This window comes from Nocardioides ginkgobilobae, from assembly GCF_054781275.1.
This window is the reverse complement of sequence record NZ_BAAGUS010000003.1, coordinates 31,077-44,528: the sequence shown is the minus strand read 5'-3', so window position 1 is coordinate 44,528 and position 13,452 is coordinate 31,077. Positions and strand designations below refer to the sequence as shown.

Annotated in this window: 13 protein-coding genes; 6 read left to right on the top strand and 7 right to left on the bottom strand. The window is 73.3% G+C overall.

Annotated elements, in window-relative coordinates:
- Positions 1-15: 15 nt before the first annotated feature.
- Positions 16-513 carry a nitroreductase/quinone reductase family protein gene (locus ACYVID_RS04205; RefSeq protein ID WP_460734725.1) on the bottom strand — a complete coding sequence of 166 codons (498 nt, stop codon included), beginning with the start codon at positions 511-513 and terminating at the stop codon, positions 16-18.
- The gene (locus ACYVID_RS04200; protein WP_460734723.1) at positions 513-944 is read right to left on the bottom strand and encodes a nuclear transport factor 2 family protein; all 432 of its coding nucleotides are present in this window, start codon (positions 942-944) and stop codon (positions 513-515) included. Before ACYVID_RS04200 ends, ACYVID_RS04205 begins: the two co-directional genes overlap by 1 nt.
- 47 nt (positions 945-991) lie before the next feature.
- Between ACYVID_RS04200 and ACYVID_RS04195 the strand changes: the two genes are divergently transcribed.
- The 5 genes from ACYVID_RS04195 to ACYVID_RS04175 all read left to right on the top strand — a co-directional run bounded on the left by ACYVID_RS04195 (position 992) and on the right by ACYVID_RS04175 (position 5,443).
- Positions 992-1,870 (top strand): TIGR03619 family F420-dependent LLM class oxidoreductase, encoded by an 879-nt coding sequence (locus ACYVID_RS04195; RefSeq protein WP_460734722.1) that lies wholly within the window; start codon positions 992-994, stop codon positions 1,868-1,870.
- A gap of 16 nt (positions 1,871-1,886) precedes the next feature.
- Positions 1,887-3,107, top strand: a complete 1,221-nt coding sequence (locus ACYVID_RS04190) for a hypothetical protein (protein ID WP_460734720.1) — start codon at positions 1,887-1,889, stop codon at positions 3,105-3,107.
- 66 nt (positions 3,108-3,173) lie between these two features.
- Positions 3,174-3,317, top strand: a complete 144-nt coding sequence (locus tag ACYVID_RS04185; protein WP_300644581.1) for a hypothetical protein — start codon at positions 3,174-3,176, stop codon at positions 3,315-3,317.
- Between the two features lie 124 nt (positions 3,318-3,441).
- Complete coding sequence (locus ACYVID_RS04180; protein WP_460734717.1) at positions 3,442-4,284, top strand: SDR family oxidoreductase; 843 nt, start codon at positions 3,442-3,444, stop codon at positions 4,282-4,284.
- Position 4,285: 1 nt separating this feature from the next.
- Complete coding sequence (locus ACYVID_RS04175; protein WP_460734715.1) at positions 4,286-5,443, top strand: sulfotransferase family protein; 1,158 nt, start codon at positions 4,286-4,288, stop codon at positions 5,441-5,443.
- Between the two features lie 41 nt (positions 5,444-5,484).
- Here the strand turns inward: ACYVID_RS04175 and ACYVID_RS04170 are convergent, their stop codons facing one another.
- Positions 5,485-6,774, bottom strand: a complete 1,290-nt coding sequence (locus ACYVID_RS04170) for an MFS transporter (protein WP_460734713.1) — start codon at positions 6,772-6,774, stop codon at positions 5,485-5,487.
- A gap of 77 nt (positions 6,775-6,851) precedes the next feature.
- Between ACYVID_RS04170 and ACYVID_RS04165 the strand changes: the two genes are divergently transcribed.
- On the top strand, positions 6,852-8,237 hold the full coding sequence (locus ACYVID_RS04165) for a M1 family metallopeptidase (protein ID WP_460734711.1): 1,386 nt from the start codon (positions 6,852-6,854) through the stop codon (positions 8,235-8,237).
- An 82-nt stretch (positions 8,238-8,319) separates the two neighbouring features.
- Here ACYVID_RS04165 and ACYVID_RS04160 read toward each other — a convergent pair whose 3' ends face one another.
- The 4 genes from ACYVID_RS04160 to hutI all read right to left on the bottom strand — a co-directional run bounded on the left by ACYVID_RS04160 (position 8,320) and on the right by hutI (position 13,403).
- Positions 8,320-11,292 (bottom strand): ATP-binding protein, encoded by a 2,973-nt coding sequence (locus tag ACYVID_RS04160; RefSeq protein ID WP_460734709.1) that lies wholly within the window; start codon positions 11,290-11,292, stop codon positions 8,320-8,322.
- A gap of 11 nt (positions 11,293-11,303) precedes the next feature.
- Positions 11,304-11,441, bottom strand: coding sequence for a hypothetical protein (locus tag ACYVID_RS04155; protein WP_460734707.1), 138 nt, complete (start codon positions 11,439-11,441; stop codon positions 11,304-11,306).
- A gap of 158 nt (positions 11,442-11,599) precedes the next feature.
- Positions 11,600-12,127 carry a hypothetical protein gene (locus ACYVID_RS04150; RefSeq protein WP_460734705.1) on the bottom strand — a complete coding sequence of 176 codons (528 nt, stop codon included), beginning with the start codon at positions 12,125-12,127 and terminating at the stop codon, positions 11,600-11,602.
- 100 nt (positions 12,128-12,227) lie between these two features.
- Complete coding sequence (hutI, locus tag ACYVID_RS04145) at positions 12,228-13,403, bottom strand: imidazolonepropionase (protein WP_460734704.1); 1,176 nt, start codon at positions 13,401-13,403, stop codon at positions 12,228-12,230.
- Positions 13,404-13,452 lie beyond the last annotated feature (49 nt).

Genomic DNA, 13,452 nt, shown 5'->3' with positions numbered 1-13,452 from the left:
CGCGCTCGGCCGGGCTCAGCGGGGGCTCAGGACGACGACCGGGATGTCCCGGTCGGTCCACTCGGCGTACTTCGCGAAGTCGGCGTACAGGTCGACGAGGCGGGGCCACAGCGCGGCCTTCTCCTCGGGCGAGGCCTGGCGGGCATGCACGGGGACCCGGCGACGGCCGGGCAGGCTCACGGCGCAGCCGGGGCCGGCCACCACGTTGTGGAACCACTGGGGGTTCTTGGGCAGCCCGCCCTGCGAGGCGACGACCACCAGGTCGGCGCCGGGTCCGTCGCCGTCGCGCAGGTAGAGCAGGGGGGTGGTGAACTCGGTGCCGGACCTGCGGCCGACGTGGTGCAGGAGCAGCGTCGGGACCGGCTTCCTCCAGCCGGCGCCGATGCGCCAGTTGCGCCCGATCCGGCCGTTGGTGGCGCGGAAGACCGCGACCTGCGCCTTGGCGCCGTACTTGATGATCCGCGCGGTCATCGGGGAGTCCAGGCCGGGCGGGCGCTCCTCGGGGAGGCCCACTACAACCCTCGCTTCCAGACGACCTGCTCGACCAGCTTGCGCGAGCGCCAGCCGTCGGCGGTCCGGACCATCGTGTGGTGGTAGATCCCACCGACCTCGACGATCTTGGTGCCGCCCTGGCCGTCGTCCATCGGCATCGGGTTGTCGAAGTAGGCGCAGACCTCGAGCTCGTCGGCGCCCGGGGTCCACGGCACGTCGACCTGCCCGATCGTGTGCATGCGGTGCGGGAAGAAGGCGGGCAGCATCTCGGCCAGCCACGGCTTCACGACGGCGTAGGTGTCGTGGATGCCGCCGGACTGCACGTAGTCGATGTCGGCGTCGGGCGTGAAGACGGTGTCCAGCTTGTCCCAGTCACCGGTGTCGATGGCCCGGGTGTAGCGGGTGACGACGTCGGCGATCTCCAGCCGGTCGCTGATCTCTGCGAGGTCCACGAGCGGGACTCTGGCACAAATGTAGAACAGGTTCTACTGTTCGGGTCATGCGGTTCACCTACGCCGAGGCGATGACCCAGGCCAGCTACTACGCCCCCCTCGCGCAGGCCGCCGAGGCCGCCGGCTACACGTCGATGACGGTCGCGGACTCCTTGATCTACCCCGAGCACTCGAACTCCACGTACCCCTACACCGACACCGGTGACCGGGAGTTCCTCGAGGGCAAGGAGTTCATCGAGACGATGATCCTGTGCGCGCACCTCTTCGCGCACACCACGACGCTGCGCCTCACGCCCTTCGTGCTGAAGCTGCCCGTCCGCCCGCCGGTGCTGGTCGCCAAGCAGGCCTCGTCGCTGGCGCACCTCTCCGGCGGCCGGCTCGGCCTGGGCGTCGGGCTCTCGCCGTGGCCCGAGGACTTCGAGGCCCTCGGCGTGCCGTGGGAGAAGCGCGGCAAGCGGATGGACGAGTGCATGGACATCCTCAAGGGGCTGACCACGGGCGAGTACTTCTCCTACTCCGGGGAGTTCTACGAGATCGAGTCGCTCAAGCAGTGCCCGGCCGCCCCGGCACCGATCCCGCTGCTCGTCGGCGGCCACGTCGACGCCGCGCTGCGCCGGGCCGTGCGCAAGGGCAACGGCTGGATGCACGCCGGCGGCGACGGCGAGGAGCTGGACCGCCTGCTCGTGCGGCTGAAGGAGATCCGCGAGGAGGAGGGCGACACCCGCGACGACTTCGAGGTGCACGTCATCTCCTTCGACGCCTACTCCGTCGACGGGATCAAGCGCCTGGAGGACAAGGGCGTCACCGACTGCATCGTCGGCTTCCGGGTCCCCTACATCAAGGGTCCCGACACCGAGCCGCTGGAGACCAAGATCCGCAACCTCGAGCAGTACGCCGAGAACGTCATCGCCAAGGTCAACGGCTGAGCCCGGGAGCGCTGTCATGACGCACGCCCCCCACGGCACCGAGCCCGCGGCCAACCCCGACGTCCCCGGCACCGACGGCTCCTGGGACCTCACCGCCCCCCTGCGCGAGGCCATCGCCGAGGGCGAGCGGCTGGTCGCGGCCGCGCCGTTCATCCGCTCCGAGGCCGACCTGCTCGAGGGCTACGACTACCTGTCCGGGCGGATCCGGATGGCGATGCAGACCGCCTTCGACTACGACCTCGACCGGCCGCTCTTCGTCCAGCCGACCCACCAGTTCTCCCGCCAGGGCCTGGACAACCCCGACGCTATCTACTTCAACGCCTACCTCCGCGAGGGCGTGGAGTACGTCGTCCGCGGCCGTCGCGGCACCTCCGCCGACCTGTCGTTCCAGGTCATGGGCGGGGCCTACACCGCCGACTCCGCGGCCACCTCGCTCATGGCCTTCGACGACCGCGAGCTCGAGCGGGACGCCGACGGGTCCTTCGAGTTCACCTACGTCGCCGAGCCGGGCGCCAAGACGATGATCGTGCGCGAGGTGTTCTGCGACTGGGAGATTGAGGAGCCCGGCTGGATCACCATCGAGCGCACCGACACGCTCGGGCAGCCGGCCAGGCCGCTCACCCGCGAGCTGCTGACCAAGAAGTACGAGGTGGCCGCCCGCTCGATCACCTCCTCGATCCGCACGTGGTTCGCCTTCCCCCACTGGTTCCAGTACGCCGAGCCGGTCAACACCCTCACCGCGCCGCAGTCCACCCCGGGCGGGCTCTCCTCGCAGCGCTCCTCGATCGGCCACTACGCACTGGCCGAGGACGAGGCGATGATCGTGTCGGTCCCGCGGTGCGACGAGGCCGCCTACCAGGCGATCCAGGTGGGCTCGGACTGGTACGCCTCGACCGACTACGAGACCCACCAGACCTCGCTGACCAAGGCGCAGTCGGCCTGCGACCCCGACGGCGTGATGCGGTTCGTCGTCTCCGAGCACCCGCCCTCGGGCGACCCGGCAGCGCCGTACCTCGCGAACTGGCTGGAGACCACCGGCCACCGCACCGGCTCGATGATGCTGCGCTGGCAGCGTCTCGAGCGCGACCTCGGCCCCGAGGACGGGCCGAGCGTCGAGGTGGTGAAGCTGACCGACGTGCCCTCGCGACTGCCGCACCTGGCGCCGCTCACCGCCGAGGAGTACGCCGCGCGGATCGCCGCCCGGCAGCGCGGGGTGGCCCGCCGGATGATCAGCTGACCAGCACCGAGCGGTCGTCGGGGCGCACCCCTCGTCACGACCCCCACAGCGGCGTACCGTCGCTGCATGACGACCCCTCGCGACTTCACCGCCCTGCCCGAGCCGGTGCGGCTCGAGGACACCTCGACCAGCCACGACCCCGGTCCGGTCCCCGATCCGCAGGCCGGGCTCAACGTCGCGATGAAGGACGCCCTGACCGACGCCGGCTGAGCCACGCCCAGGTGCGCGGCTCCCCGCGAGACACTGGGCCGGTGGGTCTGGGGCAGCCAGGCTGCTCCCGACCTGCCCCCACAGACCTCTCGACCAAACCTAGAACACGTTCTAGTATCGCCGGGTGACTGAGACCCTGGGCTACGCCGACGCGCACGACACCTCCATCGAGGAGCGCTACTCCCCCGTCCCGCTGCTCGCGGGGAAGGTGGTCGTGATCTCCGGGATCGGGCCCGGCCTGGGCCGGTCGCTGGCGGTCGAGGCGGCGAAGATGGGCGCGAAGCTGGTGATCGCCAGCCGCACGGCCGCCCGGCTCGACGAGGTGGCGGCCGAGGTCCGCGCGCTCGGTGCCGAGGTGGCCAGCGTCGTCACGGACGTCACCGACGAGGACTCCCGCGCCAACCTGGTGGCGAAGAGCCTGGAGGCCTTCGGCCGGGTCGACTGCGTCATCAACAACGCCTTCGCGATCCCGCCGATGGACCCGATCACCCAGATCGACCCCCGCAAGCTGGCCAAGGTCAACGAGACCAACGTCTTCGCCCCGCTGCGGCTCTCCGCGCTCTTCGCCGACGCCCTGGCGGAGTCGAAGGGCTCGATCATCATGCTCAACTCCTGCGTGGCCTTCTCCAGCCAGCCGGAGTACGCCGGGTACAAGCTCTCCAAGGGGGCGCTGGAGCACCTCGCGTCGTCGCTGGCGACCGAGCTCGGGCCGCGCGGGATCCGGGTCAACAGCGTCGCGCCGTCGTACATCTACGAGGACGTCAACCGCGGCTACTTCGACTTCCTCGCGGCCGTGGAGAACAAGACGCACGAGGAGGTGTACGCCGAGAAGGCGGCGCCGACCGACCTCAAGCGGCTCGCGTCCTCGGAGGAGGTCGCCCGCGCGACGCTGTTCCTCGCCAGCGACCTGGCCTCGGCGGTGACCGGGCAGATGCTGACCGTCGACTGCGGCGAGTTCCACGACTGACATGTCGGACAACGTGATGACCCGCGAGCGGGCCGACGTCGGGAGCTACGAGGACATCGTGGCCGCGGCGGTGCGGACCGTCGGGATGGACGACTTCGGCGGCACCGCGCACGAGGAGGGGCTGCGGGTCCTCGTCGAAGACCTCAACTCCCCCGAGGCCGGGTTGACCGGGCGCGGCAACTACTTCCAGCGCTCGGAGGTGAAGTCGGCGCTGGTCGGCCGGCTGCTGACCCAGGCGCAGTTCAACGCGCTGCCGCAACACGCCGACGTACCGATTGAGCGGCCGATCTTCGTCATGGGCCTGCCGCGCACCGGCACCACCGCACTGCACCGGCTGCTGGCCGCGGACCCCGCGCACCAGGGGCTGGAGATGTGGCTGACGCAGTACCCCCAGCCGCGGCCCCCGCGCGAGACCTGGGACGCGGACCCGATCTTCGCCGCGATGCAGCAGGCCTTCGCCGCGCACCACGTCGAGGACCCCGACTTCATGGGGATCCACTACATGGACGCGACCTCGGAGGAGGAGTGCTGGCGGCTGCTGCGCCAGACCGGCAAGTCCAACTCCTACGAGTCGCTGGCCAACCTGCCGCGCTACACCGACTGGCTCAAGGGCCAGGACTGGACCGACGCCTACCAGCGGCACAGGGCCAACCTGCAGCTGATCGGGCTCAACGACCCCGAGAAGCGCTGGGTGCTGAAGAACCCCTCGCACATGACCGCGCTCGACGCGCTCATGACGGTCTACCCCGACGCGCTCGTCGTCTACACGCGCCGTGACCCGGTCGTCTGCATCGCCTCGTCGTGCTCCCTGTCGGCCGCCACCACCGCCGGCCACAGCGACACCTACGTCGGCGGCGTCATCGGCCACACGCAGCTCGACCTGTGGTCGCGGGCCTACCACGCCTTCCACGACGCTCGGCCGCGCTACGACTCCGCCCAGTTCGTCGACGTCGACTTCGCCGACCTGCAGGCCGACCCGATGGGCACGGTGCGCGGTGTGTACGACGCGTTCGGGCTGACCCTGACGGCCGAGGCCGAGGCGGTCGTGAAGGCGATCGACGAGGAGGCGCGCACCGGCCACGCCAAGCCGTCGCACCGCTACTCGCTGAAGGACTACGGACTGTCGGAGACCCAGGTGCGGGCGGCGTTCGACCGGTAGCCCGGGCGGCGCCGGCGCGGCCGGAGGGATCCCCGGACGCCTCACACCTCCCCCGCCGCTGCCCGAGCCTCCCGCTCGGCGACGGCGTGCGGATCGCAGCGGGCGTCGTAGCCCCAGAAGTCGCGCAGCCACACGGCGGTGAGCGTCACGCCCGCCACGCACGCAATGCCACCGGAGGTGATCGCGCCGCGCACCGACCAGAGGTCGGCGGTGACGCCGGCGCGCACCTGGCCACCGAGCGGGCCGAGGGAGTAGGACAGCATCTCGATGCCGGCCAGCCGGCCCCGCATCGCCTCGGGGATGGTCTGGCTCCACACGGTCGAGCGGAAGACGCCGCTGATCATGTCGGCGGCGCCCGCGAACGCCAGGGCCACGGCCACCAGCCAGAACGACGGCATCACGCCGGCGAGGGCGATGAACCCGCCGTACGCCGCCGCGGCGAGCACGATCGCCCGGCCGTGGTGGTGCACGCGCGCGGTCCAGCCGGACAGCGCGGTCGCGACGAGGGCGCCGACGGTCTCGGCGGAGTAGAGCAGCCCGAGCAGCTCGGGTCGCGCGAACACCTCCGAGACCAGCGCGGGGAAGAGGACGACGGGGAAGGCCAGCACCATCGCGGCGATGTCGACGAGGTAGGTGCCGAGCAGGTCGCGGCGACCGATCGCGTAGCGCATGCCCTCGGCGACGCCGGAGAGCGACGGCGGCGTGGTCTCGGCGCGGTGCGGGTAGGGCCGCATGGCGGCGTACATCAGGGTGGCCAGCAGCAGGCCGACGATGTCGACGACGAAGCACCAGCCGAGGCCGACGTAGGCGATCAGCAGGCCGCCGATGGCCGGGCCGAGGAGCACCCCGACCTGCATCCCCAGGCTGAACAGCGCGTTGGCGGCGACCAGCTCGTCGTGGCGGACCGTGCGCGGCATCAGCGCCTCGCGCGAGGGCCGTTGCATCGCGGACGTCGAGACGAGGACGACGGCCACCACGAAGACCAGCGGCACGCTGGGCTCGCCGAAGGCACCGAAGGCGTTGGCCGCGAGCCCGGCCGTCGCCGCGGCCTGGGCCAGCCCGGTCCACACCAGGAGGCGGCGGCGGTCCACGTGGTCGGCCAGCGCACCGCCGTACAGGCCGAAGACGACGAGGGGGACGAGCTCGGCGATGCCGATCGCACCGACCAGGAAGTTGGAGCCGGTGAGCGTGTAGACCTGGTAGGGGATGGCGACGTAGGTGACCATCGCGCCGAGGTAGAACACCGTGCCCGCCACCAGCAGCAGCCGGAAGTCACGCGAGGTGCGCAGCGGGGTCACGTCGACGCGCAGGGCACGCAGCCGGGCGATCACTGTGTCACCACCGGGTCATCACGAGGGGGAATGCTGACACCGCCACGCGGTGGCGCGCGAGCGCATATCGTCCTCGGGTGACCTCCACCCCGCGACGGACGACGTCGGCGCTCGCTGCCGGCCTCGCAGGGTCGCTCCTCGTCGGGCTGCTGGGCGCCTCCTCGGTGGCGGCGCCGCGGGAGTCGCTCTTCCCCGGGCAGGGCAACGCGGGCTACCAGGTGCGGGCCTACGACGTCGGCATCGACTACCAGCCGACGACGAACCGGGCGATCGCCACGGTGCGGATCCGCGCGGTGGCGCGCACCGCGATGCGCAGCTTCCACCTCGACTTCGACGGCCCCCGGGTCACCTCCGTCCTGGTGGACGGACAGCCGGCGCGGTGGACCCGCGAGGGCACCGAGCTGGTCGTGACGCCGTCGGCGGTGGTCGATGCCGGTCGCTTCACGGTGACGGTCTCCTACGACGGGCGGCCCCCGGAGGTCGTGGACGCCGACGGCAGCACCGAGGGCTGGGTGCGCACCAGTGACGGCGCGATCGCGATCAACGAACCGGTCGGCGCGATGAGCTGGCTGCCCTCCAACAACACCCCCGGCGACAAGGCCCGCTTCACCTACCGTCTCTCGGCACCGGCGGGGTACTCCGCGGTCGCCAACGGCGAGCTCGTGGAGACCGCCCCGCACGGCACCGGCACCACGTGGACCTGGCGCCAGGAGGAGCCGATGTCGACGTTCCTGGCGATGGTCGGCTTCGGGCGCTACGACGTCGTGGAGTCCTCGGTGACCTCCGTCGACGGGCGGCGGCTGCCGCTGTGGTTCTTCGAGGACTCCCTGGTGGGTGGGTCCGAGCGGGCGCGCGAGGTGCTGCCCGAGGTGATCGCGTTCTGCGAGGAGCTCTTCGGTCCCTACCCGTTCTCCTCCGGTGGGCACGTCGTGGACGACGCGTACGTCGGCTACGCCCTCGAGACCCAGGGTCGGCCGTTCTACCCGCCCGACGGCGCGGACACCTCGACGGTGGTCCACGAGACCGCGCACCAGTGGTTCGGGAACTCCGTGACCCTCACCGACTGGCACGACATCTGGCTGGCCGAGGGGTGGGCGACCTACACCGAGTGGATGTGGTCGGGAGCGCGCGGCGGCCGCACCCCGCAGGAGCACTTCGACGCGCTCTACTCCCGCGACGCCGACGACGACCTGTGGAGCCCGGCTCCCGTGAAGTTCACCGACCCCGCCGACCTCTTCGGCGAGCCCGTCTACGCCCGCGGTGCCATGACCCTGCACGCCCTGCGCCGCGAGATCGGCACCCGCGACTTCCTCGACCTCGCCCGCCGCTGGGCGGCCGACTTCGCCTACGACAACGTCCGCACCCGCGACCTCGAGCGCCTGGCCGAGAAGGTCTCCGGGGAGCAGCTGGACGAGCTCTTCGACGACTGGCTGCGCCGCGACGGGAAGCCCCGGGGCTACTGACCCGCTGACCCGGCGCTGGTTCGACGCTGACTCGGCGCTGGTTCGACGCTCACTCGAACGGGTGCCGAGTGAGCGGGTCCGGTCAGGGGAGCAGGCCGCGGCGGCGGGCGATGGCGGCGGCCTCGGTGCGGCCGGCGGCACCGAGCTTGGCCAGGATGTTGGACACGTGGACCGAGACGGTCTTGGTGCTGATGAACAGCTGCTTGCCGATCTCGCCGTTGGAGCGACCCTGGGCCACGAGGACCAGGATCTCGCGCTCGCGCGGGGTCAGGTCCGCGGCCGGCTCGGACCCGCCGGGCGGGGTCCGCGCGGGGGTCGAGCCGAGGGCGCGCAGCTGTTCCAGCATCGGCGCGAGACCGAGCCGCTGGGCGGTGGCGCGGGCGAGATCGGCCGACTCGCGGGAACCCGCGGTGTCGCCCGCCGCCCTGAGCACGGTCGCCAGCACGACCCGGCACCGGGCGGTCTCCAGGACGTGCCCGAGGCCGTCGTACGCCGACACGGCGGCCCGCCACGACGCCACCAGCGTCTCCTGGTCGACGTCGGCCCCGAGCAGCCACCGCGCGCGCATCGCCTCGGCCTCCAGCCGCGTCGCCCAGGCGCGGCCCTCCGGGCCCCAGTCGTCCTGGTGCTCCAGCACCCGGTGGCCGTCGGCGAGCAGCCGCCCCACGGCCGCGAGCACCTCCTCGCGCCGGCCCGCCTCGAGGCTGTCGGCCCGGTCGGCCAGCGCCCCGATCGTGGTCGCCGCGAGCCGCACCCGCGCGCTGAACAGCGGGTGCCACAGGCGGGACAGCACGGCCACCGCGGCGTCGTGGACCACCAGCGGCTCCGCGCTCGCCAGGATCTCCACGCCGGCCGAGCCGATGGCGACCGCGCCCTCGAGCGGCCACGAGCGCCGCAGCTCGCGCAGCGGCCGCGCGACGTCCTCACCACGCGCGTGCGCCATCGCGACGGCGATGCTGCCGAGCATCGCCGCGGACAGCGGCGGCGGCAGCTCGCCAGTGGTGTCGGTGAGCCGGCCGGCGGTCTCCCAGTCGCCGCGCACCATCTCGATCCAGGACCACTGCCAGCGCGCCTCGAAGCCGTACGGCGCCCACGGCACCCGCCCCGCCCGGGCCCGGTCCACGGCGCTGCGCAGCCAGGTGACGGCCTCGTCCCACTCGCCGGCGTCCTGGAAGGACCGGGCCAGCAGGAACCGCCCCCGCAGCTCGGCATTGAGCGCGCCGACCGCCTCGGCCTGCGCGACGGCGTCGGCGAGCGCGGCCCGGACCCGGTCGACGGGGGCGTTCTTCAGCCCCGCGACGGTGGTGGTCGCCTCGGACGCGAGCGCCTGCAGGTCCAGCCGCTCGGCGAGGGCCAGCGCCTCCAGCCCGGCGGCCCGCGCCTCGTCGTACCTCTCGCAGCCGGCGAGGATCCGCGCGTGCGCGGCGAGCACGCGCGCCCGCAGGCCGCCGGCGTCCTCCGGCAGCAGGTCCACGGCCTGCTGGGACAGCGCGAGGATGTCCTCCTCGGTGTCGACGACGTAGAGGTAGGACGCCCGCGCCGAGAGCAGCCGCGCACGGACGGCCGCAGGCGCGTCGGGCCCCAGCCGGTCGAGCTGCTCGCCGACCAGTGCGGCGGCCCGGGCCGGGTGCCCGGCGGCGTTGAGCGCGTCGCCGGCCTCGACGGCCAGCTTGGACACGTCGAGCCCGTCCGGGTCGGCACGGCGGCTTGGATCGGCCAGCAGCTCGAGCGCCTGCTGGAGGTGCTGGGCGGCCTCGTCGGGCCCGCCGACGAGGGCGGCCTCCCGACCGGCGCGCACCGAGGCCTGCAGGGCCGTGTCGAGGTCCATCGCGGCGCGGGCGTGGCGGGCCAGCTCGGCCGCGGTGCCGGGGGCGGAGCCCGCGCTCAGGGCGGCGGCGTACGCCGCGTGCAACCGCACCCGCTCGCCGGGCAGCAGGTCGTCGTAGACCGCCTCGGCGAGCAGGGCGTGGCGGAAGGCGTAGGCGCCCCGGTCGGCGACGAGGACGTTGAGGTCGACCGCGCCGCGCAGGCCCGCGTCGAGCGCGGCGTCGTCGAGACCGGCGGTCGCGCGGAGCATGTCGTGGCCGACCCGGCGACCCGCGGCGCTGGCGGCGCGGACGACGTGACGCGCGGTGTCGTCGAGGCGGTCGAGGCGGACGAGCAGGACGTCGGCCAGGTCGACGGGCAGGTCGGTGGTGCCGCCGCAGGACGTCGCGGCCCCCACGAGCTCCTCCACGAAGAAGGCGTTGCCCTCGGCGCGGGCCACGACATCGGCGGTCACCGCCCGCAGCCGGTCCTCGGGGAGCTCGGGGGCGAGCTCGGCGACCAGGTCCCGCACGGCGCGCTCGGGCAGCGGGCCGAGCTGGACCCTCCCGACGTCGCGCAGCCGCGCCCACTCCGCGACCTGGCGGCGCAGCGGGTGCCGGCGGTGCAGGTCGTCGGCGCGGTAGGACACGACCAGCGCCACACGCTCGAGCGGGCGGCTGAACAGGAAGGACAGGACGTCGCGGGTCGAGCGGTCGGCCCAGTGGGCGTCCTCGACGACGACGAGCAGCGGCGCGGTGCGGGAGACTGCGGTCAGCAGGGCGTGCAGCGCCTCGAACAGCTCGGTGCGGTCCAGCGCGCCGCTCGCCGGCTCGCCGGTCAGCTCGCCGCCGAGCACCCGCCGGCCGGGCTGGAGCCGCGCCAGCGCGGGGTGCGCGGCGCTGACCTCGGCGACGGCGTCGGGGTGGTCGGTGGCCAGCCGGCCGAGGATCTCGGTGAACGGCAGGTAGGGCAGGGCCGAGTCGCCGAAGTCGAGGCAGTGCCCCGCGACGACCTGCCAGCCCTCGGTGAACGCCAGGTCGCGCAGCTCGGTGAGCAGCCGGGTCTTCCCGACCCCGGCGTCGCCCCCGAGCAGGACCGCCGACGTCGTACGCCGCTGGCCGGACGCACGGACGCCCAGCAGGGAGCAGAGCTCGGCCAGCTCCGCGTCTCGGCCGACCAGGACTCGGCTGGTGGGGGTCACCACGGGGTCCATGATCGCGGGTGCGGCGGTGCCGTTGCCGGAAGCCACGGCGGGACCGGTCAGCGGATGCTGTCGGAGGGGCGGCGCGCCAGCGGGACCCGGACGTGTCGGCGGCGCCCGCCACGGGTGCTCGCCGCGATCCGCGCGGCGCGGTAGTCGAGCTCGGCCTTGAGGTAGCCGGTGCTGTCGTAGGTCATGTCGTGCTCCTCGTCGTCGTCGGCCGGTGACTCCGGCTGACATCGACGAGGTTCGTCGTCTGAGGTGGCGCCCCACATCGGACGACCTCCCTATCCGCGGGCCGCGCCTACCTCAGACCGGCGCCCGGAGGTACCTCAGTCGGGTCCGACGCCCGGCCCTAGAGGTCCGGTGGGACGCAGACGTCGAGGTCCAAGGTCTTGGTGCGCAGGTCCTCGGAGGTCAGCGGCTCCCTCTCGGTCCCCACCTGCGATGTCGTCATGCCCGACCCGTCGGCCGACCGCTCCGCCTCCGCGACGACGAGGTCGCCGTCCAGGGCGCGGGTCAGGCAGTAGCCCGCCGTCCCCTCCGCGTGGACCGAGAGGCGCGACAGCTCGAACAGGTCGTCCGGACGTGCCGCGTCGATCGCCGCGTTGAGCTCCTCCTGCAGCGACGCGAGGTCCTCGGCGGTCAGGTCGTCCCAGCTGATGTGGTCCGCGAGGAACAGCCAGGTCGACACCTCGTCGTTGAGCCGGGCCAGCGTCCCCTCCGACCGGATCCGCAACGGCTCCTCGACGTCGTCGAGGGTGACGACCACGGCGTCCCCGTCCACGAAGGGCTCCGCCGGGTCCTCGTCGTCGGTCGAGCACCCGAGCACCACCACCCCGACGAGGACGACACCTGCAGCGGCCAGGACCCGAGAAGTCATGGGGCGATCATGCCTCGGTCTATCGCGCTCGCGTCGCGGCACGCTCGCCGGGGCCGGGGCCGGGGCCGGGGCCGGGTCCGGGGGACGGCGACGTCCGCCCTCAGACGACCGGGCGGCCCTGCTGCCAGACACCTGCGACGAGGGGGACGCCGGGGCGGTAGGCCAGGTGGACGTGGCTCGGTGCGTCGAGCACCACGAGGTCGGCGCGGCGGCCGGGCACGATCCGCCCGACGCCGCGGGGACCGTCCTCGTCGAGCGCGGCCGCGGCGGTCGCGGTGACCGCGTGGACCGCCTCGGCGGGGGTCATGCCCATCTCGCGCACGGCGAGCGCGACGCAGAACGGGATCGAGGAGGTGAAGCACGAGCCCGGGTTGCAGTCGCTGGCCAGCGCGACCCGCACGCCCGCGTCGAGGAGGGCCCGGGCGTCGGGGTAGGGCTGGCGGGTGGAGAACTCGACCCCCGGCAGCAGGGTCGCGATCGTCCCGGAGGCGCGCAGGGCGACGACGTCCTCGGGCTCGAGGTAGGTGCAGTGGTCCACGGCGAGCAGCCCGAGCTCGCAGGCGAGCCGTACGCCGGGGCCCGGCCCGAGCTGGCCCGCGTGCAGCCGGCCGCGCAGGCCCGCGGCCTCGCCGGCGACCAGGACTGCCCGGGCCTGGTCGACGTCGAAGGCACCGGTCTCGCAGAACACGTCGATCCAGCGTGCGTGCGGCGCGCAGGCCTCGAGCATCGGCCCGGTGACGAGCTCGACGTAGCCGGCCGGGTCGTCGGCGTGCTCCTGGGGCACGACGTGCGCGCCCAGGAAGGTCGTGTGCTCGGTCAGCTGGCGGGCGACAGCGAGCGAGCGCGCCTCGTCGCGGGTGGTGAGGCCGTAGCCGGACTTGATCTCCACCGTCGTCGTGCCCTGGCGCAGCATCTCCTGCACCAGTCGGGCGGCACGCGCCAGCAGCTCCTCGTCGGTGGCGGCGCGGGTCGCCGCGACGGAGGTGCGGATCCCTCCAGCGGCGTACGGCGTGCCGCTCATGCGCGCGGCGAACTCCTGCGCCCGGTCGCCGGCGAAGACCAGGTGGCTGTGGCTGTCGACGAACCCGGGCAGCACCGCGCGCCCCCCGGCGTCGACCGCGGCGTCGGCGGCCGGCGCCCCCGCGGCCGGGCCGACCCACGCGACCCGGTCGCCCTCGACGACGACCGCCGCGTCGCTGACGATCCCGAGCAGCCCGTCCCGTTCAGGGTCGTTGGTGACCAGCTCGCCGATCCCCGTGATCACCGTCGCCGTCACGCGCTGCTCCTCCCCGCCGAGCCGTCACTTCCGAACCCTCGAGCCGTCA